The following is a 16,198-nucleotide window of genomic DNA, read 5'->3' as shown; positions in this document are numbered from 1 at the left end:
ATGTTTTTGTTAAATTTTAAACTGACTCGTATACAAATCAAAGTAAAACCCTCCATCTTCCATGAGAGTTTCATGATTTCCTCTCTCTAAAATACTACCATCTTTAATTACAAGTATTTGATCTGCTTTTTCAATCGTTTTCAGCCGATGAGCGATTACAAAACTTGTTCGCCCTCTCATTAAATTATTTAATCCAGATTGAATTTGTAATTCTGTTCTCGTATCAATATTAGATGTTGCTTCGTCGAGAATTAATATATCTGCATCTGCTAAAATCGCTCGTGCAATCGCAAGGAGTTGTTTTTGTCCTTGACTTAAATTCGAACCTTCTGAAGCAATTTCCGTTTCATATTGATTCGGTAGATGTTTTATAAAAGAATGTGCTGATGCTGCTTTTGCTGCTGCAACTACTTCTTCATCACTTGCATCTAAACGTCCATATCGAATATTTTCCATAATCGTTCCTGCAAATAAATACGTATCCTGTAAAACAACCCCTATTTTACTCCGCAAAGAATTAATATCATAATCCTTTATATCTTTTTCATCAATGCTAATTTGCCCTTTTTGAATGTCATAAAAGCGAGTTAACAAATTAATAATTGTTGTTTTTCCTGATCCAGTTGGACCGACTAAAGCGATTGTCTCCCCAGGATTCGCCTCCAGACTCACATCTTTTAAAATCATGTTGTCCTGTGCGTATCCAAATGAAACTTTCTCAAGCCTAACATGTCCTTGTAAATTTTGTACAAGTACTGCATCTTTTTTATTTTGAATTTCTGGTACTTCATCCATAATTTCAAAGACACGCTCTCCTCCAGCAACTGCCGCTTGAATCGTATTCATTAAAGTTGCAAATTGACTAAGTGGTCTTGAAAATTGTCGAGAATAATTAATAAAAGCTGCAATGACACCTACTGTTGTCATTCCGTTTAATACCATTACCGATCCAGTTCCAATTACAAGCCCCATTCCTAAGTTATTAATAAAGTTCATACTTGGAAAAATAAATGCTGAAAACGTTTCAGCCTTCGTTGCTGAAATTCTTAGCTGTTCGTTAATTTCATTAAAGTTATGTACGGTTTCTTTTTCTTTTCCGTATAACGTAGTTACGTCTGCGCCTGTAATAGCTTCCTCAATAAATCCATTTAATTCTCCTAAATCCTTTTGACGCTTCGCAAAGTTTTTCCCACTATAAGCAACTAGTTTTTTCGTAACGAAAAACATAATAGGTACTGTAATTAAAGTTACAATCGCTAAAATCCAATCTAATGAAAACATCGCAATTGTTACACCTATAAACGTTAACGCTGATGAAATGATTTGCACAACACTTTGTGTCAAAGCTTGATTTAAGTTATCAATATCATTTGTCACACGGCTCATTAAATCACCTTGAGAACGTACATCAAAGAATCGTAGAGAAAGTGTTTGGATTTTTTCAAAAATATCTTGTCGTATTTTTTGTATAGTCTTTAATGCAACATTAATCATTACAAATGTTTGTAACCATGTTAATAATACGGTTATCCCATATATCGCAATGAGTAGCATGCACATTCTGGCTGTCCCGCTTAAATCCTTCGGTACAATGTATTCATCAATGATGACCCCCATATAATATGGTCCAAGTAAACCTAGTAATGTCGTGATAAATACAAGAATAATAACGAACATAAGAGATGCTTTTTGATACCCCATATAGTTCCATACTCGCATTATAGTTCCTTTAGTATTCTTAGTTTTTCCCGTTTTCGGATTGTTACGTCCACCTTTATTTCCAAATTGTCCTTGAAAATTACGCACGCTCTTCCCCTCCTTCTTGCTGCAGGCTACCACCTTGGGAAAGATAAATTTCCTGATACACTTCACAAGTTGCCAATAAATCCTCATGCGTACCATTTCCAACTAATTCACCGTTATTCAAAACGAGGATTTTATCAGCATCTATAATAGAAGATATTTTTGATGCAATTAAAAATGTCGTTGTGCCACTATATCTTGTCCTTAACGCTTCCTGTATTACAGCTTCTGACTTCGCATCAACTGCCGATGTAGAATCGTCTAATACAAGAATAGATGGCTTTCTCACTAGGGCTCTTGCAATAGATATACGTTGTTTTTGACCACCAGATAGATTGGTTGCACCTTGTGTTAAGTTATATTCATAAGAGTCTTCCAGCTTATTGATAAACTCAGTCGCACAAGCAGATGAAGATGCTAATTCCAATTCATCATAAGTTGCATCTTCTTTGCCATAGCGTAAATTCTCTTCTATACTGCCTGAAAAAAGAAGTGCCTTTTGTGGAACGAAGCCAATGGAAGCACGAAGTTTTTGCAAATCGTATGCTTTCACATTAACATCATCTATACATATTTCACCTTGATCAACATCGTAAAGTCGTGGCAATAGTTTCGCCAATGTAGATTTACCACTTCCGGTCGATCCAATAATCCCTATTTTTTCACCTTTACGTACAGTAAAGGAAATATCTTTTAAAACATATTCATTATTTTTCGTATAACTATAGCTAACATTTTTAAACTCTACATTACCACCCACTTGTTTTGGTTCATATACGTCGCCTTCAGTTGTAATATCAACTTCAGTATGTAAGACTTGTTGTACACGATCAGCTGATGGAAAAGCACGGGCAATTTGAATAAATACCATACTAATAGACATAAGTGACATTAAAATGATATTTAAATAGTTAATAAAAGCTAAAATGGCCCCTACTTGGAGTGTACCGTTAAAAACTTTCTCGCCACCAATCCATAAAGTTGCTACAATTCCGCTATTTACAACTAGCATAATAATTGGCATCATCAATGAAATAATTTGTATTGCACGAATATTTATTTCAGTTAAACTTGTATTAACTTTCTCAAACTGTGCGATTTCATATTTTTGTCTTACATATGCTTTTATAACACGTACACCGGATAAATTTTCTTGTAGCTTTGTGTTTACTTTATCTAATGCTTCTTGTACTCGCTTAAATGAACCGCTCGATTGACCTGCAATCAATACAATTGCAACTAATAATACGGGTACCACAACAAGTAAAATTGGAAATAGGTCTCTCGCTGTTACAAAGACTATAATGATACTTCCAATAAATAATAACGGTCCACGGACAAGTACACGTAACGTCATCGTCATTGCCGATTGAATAGATGTAATATCATTTGTCACGATTGTTAATAATTTACCTGTTCCAAATGAATCACGATTTTTGCTAGAAAATGTTTCTATTTTCGCAAACACATCTTTTCGTATGTCTGTAGCGAAATTAACAGCAGCTTTTGTAGAATACATCATACAACCAAGTCCTCCAATTAAACCGATTGCTGCTGCTCCTATCATAAGAAGCCCCATTTTTATTACATAATTCAAATCCCGGTTTGCAATTCCAACATCAATAATATGTTGCATTATTGTCGGTTGAATTAAGTCCATCGCAACCTCAAGTACCATAAATAGCGGTCCAATAATAGCGAAGAACATGTATGGTTTTAAATACTGTAACAACTTGCGAAATGATTTCATACACAATCTCCTTTTTTCATGAAATTACCATCGAATAATTTATAGTCCTCCTTATTTGAGCGATATAGTCTGTAATTTCTCCATTAGTCCTATTATATTAGGCAAATTAATATTTAACATTATTAAATGATAAGTTTTAAATCATTTTTAGTCAATAAAATGGAACTTTAATCTACCAGGCATTTTCACTGCCAGTTGATGTGAATACTCTTTAACTTAATAAAAACCGCATTCTCATTTAGTAAGAATGCGGTTTTCCCATCTATATTTGTTCAATTTTAAAATCGAAAACCTCGGTCTCGAATCCATTATTTTCAGAAGGACTACACGTATAAAAACCAATTTTAACAGGCTCATTACCTATGTCCTCCATCAAATGAGCGATTCTTATTTGTTCCCATCGCTGACTCGTTTTCACATATATTGTATAATCGCCAAGTTTTCGAATAATTCGAAAACGTAATTGTTGCTTAGCAAACTCATTTGGATAGTCTTGCGTTGACCAATCAGAATAGCCATTATTCGTTACGACAGCACCTAAATGTGATGGGCCCTCAGGAATATATTCTAAAGATGTTTTTAACCAACACTTCTCAGAAATCATAACAAATAAACCCGCTTGATCGTATGTCGCATTTGGATTCATGCGCAATTGAACCTCAGCCTGAAAATCTGTCATTATCTCATCATAAAATACATGGCCATTCATTACTTCAAAACCATAATGGGTTTTCAGCCAAAAATCTGTTTCTTCTTTCGAATGGACAATGAATGTATCATTGTCTTCAAGTTTGTAAAATTTAGGTGCGTTCATTACAGTAAGTTGCTCAATATGATTTGGTATATATGATGTTTTCATAATTCCTCCATAAAAAAGCATTTAAATTAATATTTAAAACTCAGTTAATACCGGGAATTTATAACCTTTAAAATCTAATTCTTTATTACTTCGAACCATTAAATACTTACTAGTCTGTAATTCTGTATATTGTACATCATCAATTCCTAATTGATCTGGGTAGAAATAAAATTCAATCTCCGTAAATTCCCCAGAGATTTCCTCACATAATTCATCTAAAATCGGAATTACCGGCGCAAATACTCCAAATAATTTTAGTTTTTGATTTTCTACTGTAAAAACAATCAGCGCATCTAATTTCTCTGAATAATAAAGGTTTTCATTCCATGTTGAATCATACATATTTAAATAAAACGAAGAGCGGTAATTTAACGTTGAAAATTTATTAGAAAGCCTTTGCCCATTTTCAATAATCTCATGTATTAATTGTCTATCCTCTTCATTATAAAAATCTAACTTTTTAAGTTGAGAATCTTTGTAGCCTTTATTTTCGTATGATACTGTCATCAAATATTCTTGCACAATTTGAAAACCAAATGGTTTATATAGTTCCGGATTTTCCGTAAACAAGACCGCACACTCGCATTGCTCATCAATTTCCTCTATCATCTTACTAAACAATTGCTTCATTAATCCTCGTCTACGATAATTCGGATGTGTCATTACTGATTGAATACCCGTTGCATTTATTTTTTCACCATTAATTAAAAGCGGAAGTGAAAATGCCGCAACATTTGCAATCGCATTATCATCTTGTAAAAATGATAATGCTTTATATGTATAATCCCAATACCCTTTCTCTGAAAAATCCTGCAATGTTTGGCTCGTAATCCCAAACACTTCTTCAAATAAAGGAAATAACTGTTCTCTTCTCGGTTCTTCTAATAGAAAGTTTGCCATTTTTTCAACATTGCCCATGTTGTCCCTCCATACGTCGATTCCATTAATTTAGATATACTTATATGACCTACTCTCAAAAAATAGGCCTTTCAAATCAATATAGTATCATAAAACTTTTAAAAATGGTTTAATTTATTTTATGTTTTGATTATTAAAAAACAAGTCGAATAAACTAGTATTAAGATTTTTGAATAATATCATGTTTATTATATAACAAATGGTGCTTCCTACTTATCTTTCCGATAATAGAAATACACCATTTTATGCAAATATAATTCACCTATTCTTTGGTTCCCTCAAGTCGCTCCTTCGTACTAATTTCTTCTCCCTTCACTCGCTTTTCAAACGTCTTTCTCCAACTAGTAGACAGTGCATTTACTTCTAAAATCCTTTTTAATCCTTCAGAGTTTTGTTTTTCTTTATGCATTATGCGATTCGCAAACAAAATTGACACACCTTTTGGATCAAGCTTCAACAATTTTAAAGTATCTACCGGTAATATCCACCCTTCTTTTAATACTCGAAAATAAAAACCTGTGTATCCTGTATCTTGAAAATATAATGGCAACTTTGGAATATTATATTTCTTGGCTAATTTAAAACAAGGTTGTCTTGGCTGCGTTACTTGTACAATCGCTTCTCCGAGTTGAAACGTGTCACCAATACAAACATCTTCTTCACGCATTCCGCTTACTGTTATATTTTCACCGAAAGCCCCATATACAAGTTCCTGATTCAACTCTTTTTCCCAGTAAGTATAGTGGTCACCAGTATAAACACAAACCGCTTTATCTACCCCTCCATGATGAACTAAATCCGCCTGTCCATCTCCATTAAACTTTAAAAATGATAAAAAAACAGGTTCCTTTACTTGCTTTTTATTTATCCCTGTTTGAATTAACTTCCCACCATACATAACCTCTTTTGGCAATCCTAGATTTAAAGATAGGATTTCATATACTTTAGTCATTCAAATCCCTCCTCTTACTTGCGGCACAACTTTTCAAAAGACTCATTTATTATTTCAAATCCTCTATCTATTTCTTCGTTTGAGATAACTAGAGGTGGTAAAAAGCGTAGTACATTATCAAATATCCCCGCTCCAATACTTATAAGCCCATTCTTCCAAAAATCTTCAATTAGCTTTACTGTTAGTTCTTTTGCAGGTTCTTTCGTTATGCGATTCGTTACAAGTTCCATTGCAACCATCGCACCGATTCCACGAACATCACCAATCACTTCGTACTTTAATTGCATTTGATGTAGATGTGACATTATTCTATTTCCAATTTGCTGAGCCCTTTCAACTAGATTTTCTTCTTCCATTATTTCAAATACAGCAAGACCGGCTGCACATGATAACGGACTCCCGGCAAAAGTTCCACCAATTTGTCCTCTCCCAGGAATGTCCATCAACTCCGCACGACCGACAATAGCACTTAATGGTAAACCGCCAGCAATTGATTTTGACAAAGTCATTATGTCAGGTTCTATATGAAAATGTTCCGTTGCAAACCATTTCCCTGTTCGGCCAAATCCAGTTTGCACTTCATCCATTATCATTAAAATACCGTATTGATTACAAATTTCTCGTAATCGTTTTACAAATGAAATGGAAGGAACAATAAACCCACCCTCTCCTTGTACTGGTTCCATTACGATCGCTGCTACTTTTTCAGGTGATACTTCTTCTAAAAACTTTTCAAACTGATAGATGACTTGAGAATCCACTTCTTCAGGAGAAACTCCTTCTTCAGCTCTGTAATAGTACGGATACGGCAATATATGCATGTCTGAAACGAACGGACCAAATCCTGCTTTATATGGAGTTTCTTTGGTCGATAGAGACATTGTCATTAATGTTCTCCCATGAAATCCTCGTTCAAACGAAATTACTTTACTCCTCCCTGTTACTTTACGTGCGATCTTTACAGCATTTTCAATCGCTTCCGCACCACTATTGGCAAACATCGTTTTTTTCTTACTTGTACCTGGCACTTTCTCATTAATTTTCTCCGCTAAAGTAATATAATTTTCATATGGAGTTACATGAAAACAAGGATGTATAAATGATTCTGCTTGTTTTTGTACCGCTCTTACAACTTTCGGATGACAATGTCCAACATTTTGCATACCAATTCCACCAGCAAAATCAATAAACTGATTTCCATCTACATCTGTTATTATCGCTCCCCTTGCTTCTTTTACATATAAAGGCGTTAAATGATATATTCCTGTCGGTACAGCCTCCTCATACCTTTTTTGAAGTACTTGTGAATAACTGCCCGGTAATACACTAGATTTCAACAATTCTTCTTCACCTCATCTAATTTTTTAATCAATCCATTTCTGATAAAGTGATTATATATCCCACAAAACCATTGTTCAATTCAATTATTTATATAATAATGATAGGTATATCCTATGATTAAACTTGAGGTGATTTCAATCGAATTACGACAATTAGAATACTTTTTAGCTGTTTCGAAAGAATTACATTTCACAAAAGCAGCCGAGAAATTAAATATTTCACAACCTTCACTAAGCCAACAAATACGTGCATTAGAACATGAAGTAGGCATGCCACTTTTCGATCGAATTGGTAAAAAAATATCTTTAACTGAAGCAGGCAGAGTTTTATTATCGCACAGTAAAACAATCTTTCACGAAGTCGAACAAGCTCGTTCTGCCATTCAAGATTTAAATGGATTACATCATGGTTCCTTAACAATAGGATCTTTGTTAACCGTAGTAAATTATTTACTACCACCAGCTATATTAGATTTCAATAAGCAATATCCAAATATCGAACTCTCTGTGTTGGGGCTTCGTACAGGAGAAATTCGTGAAAAATTATTACAAAATGAATTAGATATTGGTATTACATTTCTCCCGGTGCAAGATAAAGAGATTGTTTCTATCCCACTATATAAAAGTGAACTTACATTAGTTGTGCCAACCAGCCATTCTTTAACTGAACGTAAGTATGTATCTATTGAAGAATTACAGGACTATCCTTTAATTCTTCTACCTAAAAATTTCTATTTAACAGAACTAATTACATCTCATTGCCAAAACTTTAACTTTAAACCAAAGCCAATTTTAGAAATTAGTACAATGGAATCTTTAATTCAAATGGTCGCACAAGGTATGGGGATTACCGTGTTACCAAAACCGTATATAGACTTTTTGCAAAATGAGCACATACAAGCTATTAAAATTGAAAACCCCACTCCAACAATAGATATAGGACTTATTTATAGAAGAGATAAATATATGTGCGCTGCTACCCGGAAATTTATTGAGCAACTCAAAATAACAGTACATTCTTTACAAAAATAAGCATAAAAAGAGATTATCCTATGCAGCCGTTACACAACGACCTATTAGAATAATCTCTTTTTATAATGATATAAAACATTACATTTTATGGTTTCTTTTCTAATAACCTATTATTCATTATAAGTGCTAAATTATTATCGTATTATTAAGCTACACATCAGCGATATTTTATGTCTATTTCGTATAGGTGTTAGCAAGTCTGTTTGCAAACTTGTTAGCACATTTTTATAAAAATTATATAATGCTTCACAAAGTAGGAATCCGTTTCGATCAATCTTTTTTCAAAATGGATTCCTTTTGTCTCTTATCAATATTCAAATGTTACAGTAGTACCATTAAAACCATCAAAACAATTAGAGCAATTAGAGCAATTAGAGCAATTAGAGCAATTAGAGCAACCACCACAACCAAAACAACTAAAGCAACCGAAGCAACCAAAACAACGGAATCCACCGCAACGACCACCGCCACAACGACCACCGCCACAGCCGCCACAGCGACGAGCATCATCTGTAATATAGTAATATGGATATTGGTTTTGCTGGTCCCAATACACAATATTTCCAGGCTGATAATCATTAAGGCTTAACGCTTGTAGTTCTTGTTGAAAATTATTCATCTTCATGACCTCCGTTTATAAACTAAAACCCCATCGATACTTTCCTATATTTCTGTTCGTTAAATCTAAGTAGAAATAGCGCTATAAAGTGAAACTTTAATCAGTAGGGGTTTTGTTCATCCCCCACTGATTATTAGCCCGCACCAATCGGGCGTTTACGGGCAGCAGGGCTCCCACCTAACTTCTTTGCTCCAGTTGAATTTTGAGGTGGGAGTTTTACTGCCCACAAATAGCGGGATAAACTAAGTTCAATACGTACACCAACAAAATATGACCTATCACTAGATGATGCACCTTGTTCATATGCCTATTTTTAGGTTATTTTTACTATGGGCTCATTTTTATAAAGTGAAACTTTAATCAGAGGGGGTTTACGGGCAGTTAATGCGGGCTAAATGGACATTATAAAATATGAATTTAAACAATAATATTTAGATTTATGTCATCATTTTCTAGTTCTATAGTCGTATATTCCATAATTTTGTTTGGTCATCTTCGTATTTCCAATATGCACTCCCATCTTTATTTTTCTTCGCTTCAATATCTGCTATATCAGAGCTAATTTTATAAGTATTTATAATTAGTGATTTCTGCTAAGAAAAGTCTATTTTTATGAATGGCAAATCAGCGATGTTTTATGTCTATTCCGCATACGTGTTAGCACTTTCTTATATTTCTTCTATTGCATACACCTTCATAATTTCAATATATTTTCCCTTACCACATGGACATGGTTGCTCTCTTCTATATGATTCTTCCCAGCTCATTTAAACACACCTCTTTAACTACTTAATTTATATTATTATATAAAAAAGCCCTGCCACAAGGCAGAGCGAGTAAGATGGATTACACGTATCATATAACAATTTATATCAGTAACACAAAAGATCATAATTTCATCTTCACTAAAATAAAACCACGTTCATATAATCCCTAAAGCAGTAGCTATCAAACGGATAGCTATTTTTTTATTCTCATAAAAACTATCACGCCTCATCATCAATTCATTATAAACATAGGAATCTTTGACTTTCTCACTCCCAAAATACTTCAATTCAATTATCTGACGTTGATCATTATCAAGAGCATATTTCAATGTCCGTTCAATTTGTTTAAAACGTATCTCATGATTCTTATCGTCACCTTTCATTTTAGGAAAAAGAACGATGCCCCCGTTTGAGCCTGTTCTTCTTGATTTTTCATCCGAACGCACAATGCTTTGTAGTTTTTCAGCTCCTTCACCACAAGTCTTCGCATCTCTTTTTCATCGATGTCTTCAGAAAATGACAATTGATTCATACGATACGGTTCCCCTCCGTTCGATCTACTTATTTATAGTTGCGATAGGTAAGACTTTGAAGTTATCTCCATCTTTTCCCCCGCTTAGCACTGTACGTGCGACTTTCATCGCATACAGCGCCCCATCTTATCCTTTTATACTAAAGTAACTAGATTACAAGCTTTACGGAGTTTGTTTATTTTCTTCAATTGTTTATCGTTCAATTGAAGAATTCTCATATATGTTCTAATCGTCTCGTCATTTGTAGCGTGAATCAATCTGTGGACAAATTCATGTACAATAATCAGGTTATTAAACTCGTCAGTTCCTCCCATACCTTTCGGTATTTTATGGTGACAGTGCACATCTTCAGCTATTAAGAAGATTCCGATGACAGCGCATTTACCATTTTGCATGGAATACCTGGATATTCTGTTATCTGTATACTCCATGCTTTGTCCTTTATTGGAGGATAGCAACATCTTTTGCATTTCATTGGCAATGTTACCTTTTAGGCTTTTGATGAGTTTTTGTCTTCCTTGCTTAGTATAATTGCATATGTCTTGACTAAAACTTTGAGGGAATCGTGTTTGTATGTCCGCTAGTGGATATACATGATTGCCTGCTATTTCAAAGGTTCTATAATTGTTCCTATGAGTTCTTTTGTATAATGCATTCGCATTGGTAGGAACCTTATATTTCCCTATTGATTTTAGACGATTAAACAAAGTTTTCGAGAGACGAAAGGCTATTTCAGCAAAGTCTATAGTTACATGTGTTGCAATTTTGTAATAATTTTTTATACCAAGCACATAAGAGTTATAGTCCTGTACTGTTTTCCCTGATGGGCTTTTTTGAATTGCTTTAATCCTTGTCTTTGCTTTTTCAAGGATATCCTTTTTCTTTTTCTCGCTTACATGTGTGTTTGCCACATATCTTTCGCGCTTTTTAACAGATTTGATAGAGAACCCCAGAAAATCGGAAGATTTTCTTTTTAGGTTAGTTATAGTCGATTTTTCATTAGATATATTAAGGTTTAATTGATTTTTAAGATAACCTTCTACTGCATGGAATATTTTGATTGCAGATTGATGATTGTTAGTAAATATTTTAAAATCATCTGCGTATCTAACGATATGCATTTTCTTCAATTTTGTTTTTATCAGCAATGGATTTTTGGTTGCTGTTGTGTATGGTCTTCTTGTTTTAATATTCTCCCATTGCCTAGATATCCACCAATCCAAATCGTTTAATACAACATTACTAAGTAATGGGCTTAGGATTCCTCCTTGCGGAGTTCCTTTTGTAGGAATACCTTTTCCTTTGATTGGTGCTTTTAACATTTTAGAGATAATTGTCAGCACCCTTTTATCAGTTATGCCTATGTTGTATAGTTGTTTTAATAACTTGGAATGGTTCACATTGTCAAAGAAACCTTGTATATCAATGTCTACTACGTGACTAAATCTTCCTCTGTTTATCAGATATTGACACCTAGCCATTGCATGGTGTGTTGACCTGTTAGGTCTGAATCCATATGAATGCTTGTGGAATTTTGCCTCGCATATTGGTTCTAGAACCTGTTTGAACATTTGTTGAATCAATCTATCTCTCATTGTAGGGATTCCTAATGGGCGTTTCTTCCCATTAGGTTTAGGTATTTCTACCCTACGTACCGTATTTGGTTTGTAATTTGTGAGAGTTTTTCTAATATCGTCAACGAAGGAATTTACATCTTCCATTTTATAATGGTCGATTGTGATACCATCTGTTCCTTCAGTTTTAGAACCACTGTTAGCCTTTATACTTCTATATGCCAATAGAATATTTTCTTTTGATATGATGTATTTATATAGATTTACACCTTTAGTAGCGTTATTTTCACTACGTTGGTATAAATCATCGAACACTTTTTGTATATCGTAATATTCTGCATGTCGTAATGTTGTACTCACCGATGTATTATTTCCCCTTTCTTACGAAAAGTCCCATCATCTTACTCGATCCTGTGAGTTACATCTAGTTAATTTAGTTTTCAAAGAACAAGACTAGGGACTATCCCTCCACATTCGTTACATGCTTCGTCGGTACTTTGTCCCCACCTTCACAAGAATGAAGCAATTTCGGTTCGTTAGAACCTTATATGCATCTGTCCGCTAGTAGGCGTTGGTGACAGTTTCTTGCTTACCACGTTCCGATTGACTTAGCTATACATATATCCTTAGGTGCTTGCTTTAAGCCTGTTATCTTTACACCCTCATCGTTAGATGTTCCGAATTTCGTATCCTTTACTCTTACTTTTCGGTAGATAACGTCATCATTGACGACATACAAATTTCTATTGTATTAATAATTTAGACCCGTACATTCGCAAGTTCGCCAGTCCGTTATTTTAGACATTCTCACCATAGATATTTTGTAGCATCCCGACCTATCCATTACCATATGATTTCTCACTTAGGTTTTGTTCAGCCGACTTCACCTAGCTTCATACAATTTGTGACTACTATCACGCCTTGCATGTAGGAGTATTAGATAAGTAGTTTCAGCTCAACCTGACGGCTTTCATTCCTACTTTCAGTCAAACAGTTGTTGTTATCAAATTAATAACCCTCCTACTTCGTGTTTGCACACTTATGAGGAAACGTGTCGCACAAAGGATTATTTTATTAAGTTTTATTTCCACTAAACAATCCAGTCTCTTAAATGTATTAAGATACTGGAAAAAATTCAAATCAGATGCCCGTTATATGGAATGCGAGTCATATTAATAAAATCATATGTCATAATATCTTCTATTCCTATGATTACAACATCCTATTAGTAACTAAGTATTGATTATATGTACTATAAAAGTATCTTCATTTTATTTATATATATGATTACATGTAAAATAAGATCATCTTCACTTTATTGACATATACTTTGAAGGAAGAAAAATTTCTGAACATTTCATATTAAACATATACCCATAAATACTTTAAACTCAGTTGCTAATATAAATTATCAAGACATATCTAACATTTAAAATTTTTTAGAGGAGTTATTTATGAGACATAATAATAAGTCAAATTCACCAAATTCGTGTGATAAGTTTCAGCGCCCCTGCTTTATTTCTGTATCCCCTTGTAATCAAAGTAATTGTTGTACACCTGTTTTTTTCTCAAATTCTCAACAACAAGAATTATTGCAAATAATAAACCAATTAAACCAAGCTATCCTTTCTTTCTTCACAACACCAAATCCTACAACTAGACAAATACTCCAAACAGCATTACAGGCATTAAATGATTTATTAATAGCAGTACAACCAAATACACCAAATAGAAATTTAGTTTTACGAACTATAAACCAATTAATCAATTCCTTACCTACTGCAACTCTCACTCAAATCTCAGCATTATTCCAATTTCTATTCCAAAACTTGTCTTCACTTATTAGTTGTTCAAATATATCGGACCCCTTGTTACAGCAGACATTTAGCTTAATTTTACAAGGAGTCTTGAATAGTTCACTATTAAACATTACTGGAACGACGGGGCCTACGGGGCCTGAAGGGCCTGAAGGACCTACTGGACCTCAAGGCGTGCAAGGCATTCAAGGAACTGAAGGGCCTGAAGGGCCTGAAGGACCTACTGGACCTCAAGGTGTGCAAGGTATTCAAGGCATTCAAGGACCACCAGGACCTACTGGTTCAGGGACAGGAACAGGAGTTCCTGGGCCACCAGGACCTACTGGACCTCAAGGCGTGCAAGGCATTCAAGGGCCTGAAGGGCCTGAAGGACCTGAAGGACCTACTGGACCTCAAGGCGTGCAGGGCATTCAAGGAACTGAAGGGCCTGAAGGACCTACTGGACCTCAAGGCGTGCAAGGTATTCAAGGGCCTGAAGGACCACCGGGACCTACTGGGCCATCGGGAGATTGTGATTGCCCACCGGGGCCAACTGGACCGACGGGACCTACTGGGCCTACTGGGCCGACGGGACCTGGATGTAATTTCCTTGTTTATGCTACAAACGCAGGAGCCATTGATGATCCTGCAGATGATACAGTTTCTGTTATTAACACCGGGACAAATACAGTAGTCGCTACAATTACTGTAGATAATGCCCCTCTTGAAGTAACAGTTTCTCCAAATGGGGCTCGTGCTTATGTTACTAATATTTTTTCTAATACAGTTTCCGTTATTGATACTGCCACTAATACAGTTATCGATACCATCCCTGTTGGAACTAACCCGATTGGTGTAGCTGTTTCTCCCGATAACACAACTGTTTATGTTGGAAATCATGGTAATAATACAGTTTCTGTTATTAACGCTGCTACCAACACAGTTGTTGGTACCATTAATGTTGGAATCGCTCCGCAAGGAATTACTGTTTCTCCAAATGGGACCCTTGCGTATGTTGCAAACGAATTAAGTAATACAATTTCTGTTATCGCTACTGCTACCAACACAGTTGTTGGTACCATTAATGTCGGTATTCGACCTAGGATAATCGTCTTCACACTAGATGGGACTCGTGCTTATGTCACAAATCAAAACAGCAATACTGTTTCTGTTATTAACACCGCTACAAATTCCGTTATTGATACAATTAACGTAGGTACCGAACCTGTTGGTATAGCTATTACACCGGATGGAGCTCGTATTTACGTTGTAAATAAAGTAAGTAATAATGTATCTGTAATAAGTACGTTGACAAACACCGTCATCGATACCATTCCGGTTGCACTATCACCAGACCAAGTGACTATCATACCAGATGGCACTCGCGCCTATGTTACAAACCAAGCTAGTAATACTGTTTCTGTCATCAATACTGCTACAAATACGGTTATTGATACGGTCCCAGTAGGTGTTGCTCCAACTGGTATAGCAACCGGATTTATTTGCGAATAATATAAAAAACAGAGAGACACTAATCATATTTCTCTTTTCTTCCATTAATCCCCATCATATCCGAGCAGTTAGCTTTTGCTAGCTGCTTTTTTTTACAAATAATAATTAATTTACCCAAGAGCATTTCAAAATATTTTCGTATGATATGGTGTATTCCTTTCTTTTGAGTGAATGATCTCGTCATGAGAGCACTTTATTAAGTGCTCTTTTCGTGTTTCAAATACATACAAAATAAAATTTTTATATTAATCTTAATTACACATTTAATTGAATATTAATTCATCAGATACGAATCATTTCTTATAAGGGCGCTCTGTACTTGCGCCCTTATATAAATACTCAAATTTATTCCCCCGCATATTTTTATAAATTGTATACAGTTCCATATGGAATTGTTGAAACAGAAATTCCGTATGGTGTAATATGATGCATTGGATAATAATACTCCATAGATAAATAGTACGGTTGTATGCCTTGCTGTATTTGTTGCATTTGCTGCTGTGCTTGTAACGCTTGTTGAACAGCTTGAATTGTACTTTGTGCTCCGCTATACGTAATACCCGCCGTACCATACGGACGCATTCTATCTCGGGTATCAAAATATGAATAAAACATTAGTATTCAACTCACTTCCATATAAGTTATTACAAAGTATATTATGAGTATTAATTTCAGTGAGTGTTAAAAACTAGTCCACTAGCTTTTATTCAAATAACGTTTTTGTTCAACTGCCTTCTTTTTAT

The 16,198-nt window shown here is 34.8% G+C and carries 13 protein-coding genes; 2 read left to right on the top strand and 11 right to left on the bottom strand.

Features of this window, described 5'->3' with window-relative positions; genetic code table 11:
* Positions 1-9: 9 nt before the first annotated feature.
* The 6 genes from QCI77_RS12145 to gabT form a co-directional block, all read right to left on the bottom strand.
* Positions 10-1,806: an ABC transporter ATP-binding protein gene (locus QCI77_RS12145; RefSeq protein ID WP_002165835.1), complete on the bottom strand. Its 1,797-nt coding sequence runs from the start codon at positions 1,804-1,806 to the stop codon at positions 10-12.
* Positions 1,799-3,553, bottom strand: a complete 1,755-nt coding sequence (locus QCI77_RS12140) for an ABC transporter ATP-binding protein (RefSeq protein ID WP_002168397.1) — start codon at positions 3,551-3,553, stop codon at positions 1,799-1,801. Before QCI77_RS12140 ends, QCI77_RS12145 begins: the two co-directional genes overlap by 8 nt.
* Positions 3,554-3,815: 262 nt before the next feature.
* Positions 3,816-4,412: a DUF1349 domain-containing protein gene (locus QCI77_RS12135; RefSeq protein ID WP_002127357.1), complete on the bottom strand. Its 597-nt coding sequence runs from the start codon at positions 4,410-4,412 to the stop codon at positions 3,816-3,818.
* A gap of 33 nt (positions 4,413-4,445) precedes the next feature.
* Positions 4,446-5,330: a GNAT family N-acetyltransferase gene (locus QCI77_RS12130; protein WP_002031966.1), complete on the bottom strand. Its 885-nt coding sequence runs from the start codon at positions 5,328-5,330 to the stop codon at positions 4,446-4,448.
* 262 nt (positions 5,331-5,592) lie between these two features.
* Entirely contained in the window at positions 5,593-6,282 is a 690-nt protein-coding gene (locus tag QCI77_RS12125) for an MOSC domain-containing protein (RefSeq protein ID WP_113769407.1), read from the bottom strand.
* A gap of 14 nt (positions 6,283-6,296) precedes the next feature.
* On the bottom strand, positions 6,297-7,622 hold the full coding sequence (gene gabT / locus QCI77_RS12120) for a 4-aminobutyrate--2-oxoglutarate transaminase (protein WP_002085627.1): 1,326 nt from the start codon (positions 7,620-7,622) through the stop codon (positions 6,297-6,299).
* A gap of 129 nt (positions 7,623-7,751) precedes the next feature.
* On the opposite strand from gabT, the gene QCI77_RS12115 reads away from it, so the two are divergent.
* Complete coding sequence (locus tag QCI77_RS12115; protein ID WP_085963395.1) at positions 7,752-8,654, top strand: LysR family transcriptional regulator; 903 nt, start codon at positions 7,752-7,754, stop codon at positions 8,652-8,654.
* Positions 8,655-8,961: 307 nt separating this feature from the next.
* Here the strand turns inward: QCI77_RS12115 and QCI77_RS12110 are convergent, their stop codons facing one another.
* The 4 genes from QCI77_RS12110 to ltrA all read right to left on the bottom strand — a co-directional run bounded on the left by QCI77_RS12110 (position 8,962) and on the right by ltrA (position 12,507).
* Entirely contained in the window at positions 8,962-9,273 is a 312-nt protein-coding gene (locus QCI77_RS12110) for a heterocycloanthracin/sonorensin family bacteriocin (protein ID WP_113769406.1), read from the bottom strand.
* Positions 9,274-10,195: 922 nt separating this feature from the next.
* On the bottom strand, positions 10,196-10,423 hold the full coding sequence (locus QCI77_RS12105) for an ArpU family phage packaging/lysis transcriptional regulator (RefSeq protein WP_002085632.1): 228 nt from the start codon (positions 10,421-10,423) through the stop codon (positions 10,196-10,198).
* Complete coding sequence (locus QCI77_RS12100; RefSeq protein WP_162836442.1) at positions 10,420-10,572, bottom strand: hypothetical protein; 153 nt, start codon at positions 10,570-10,572, stop codon at positions 10,420-10,422. Before QCI77_RS12100 ends, QCI77_RS12105 begins: the two co-directional genes overlap by 4 nt.
* A gap of 135 nt (positions 10,573-10,707) precedes the next feature.
* Positions 10,708-12,507: a group II intron reverse transcriptase/maturase gene (gene ltrA / locus QCI77_RS12095; protein ID WP_193653901.1), complete on the bottom strand. Its 1,800-nt coding sequence runs from the start codon at positions 12,505-12,507 to the stop codon at positions 10,708-10,710.
* A 1,094-nt stretch (positions 12,508-13,601) separates the two neighbouring features.
* Here ltrA and QCI77_RS12090 point away from each other — a divergent pair.
* Entirely contained in the window at positions 13,602-15,455 is a 1,854-nt protein-coding gene (locus tag QCI77_RS12090; protein ID WP_353824950.1) for a YVTN family beta-propeller repeat protein, read from the top strand.
* A 363-nt stretch (positions 15,456-15,818) separates the two neighbouring features.
* Here QCI77_RS12090 and QCI77_RS12085 read toward each other — a convergent pair whose 3' ends face one another.
* Positions 15,819-16,070 (bottom strand): DUF3947 family protein, encoded by a 252-nt coding sequence (locus QCI77_RS12085; RefSeq protein ID WP_002085634.1) that lies wholly within the window; start codon positions 16,068-16,070, stop codon positions 15,819-15,821.
* Positions 16,071-16,198: the final 128 nt, after the last annotated feature.

Source organism: Bacillus cereus group sp. MG9, assembly GCF_040459995.1.
Classification (GTDB): Bacteria; Bacillota; Bacilli; order Bacillales; family Bacillaceae_G; genus Bacillus_A; species Bacillus_A mycoides.
Note: the sequence above shows the minus strand (reverse complement) of the source record. Positions and strands in the feature narration are given on the sequence as shown.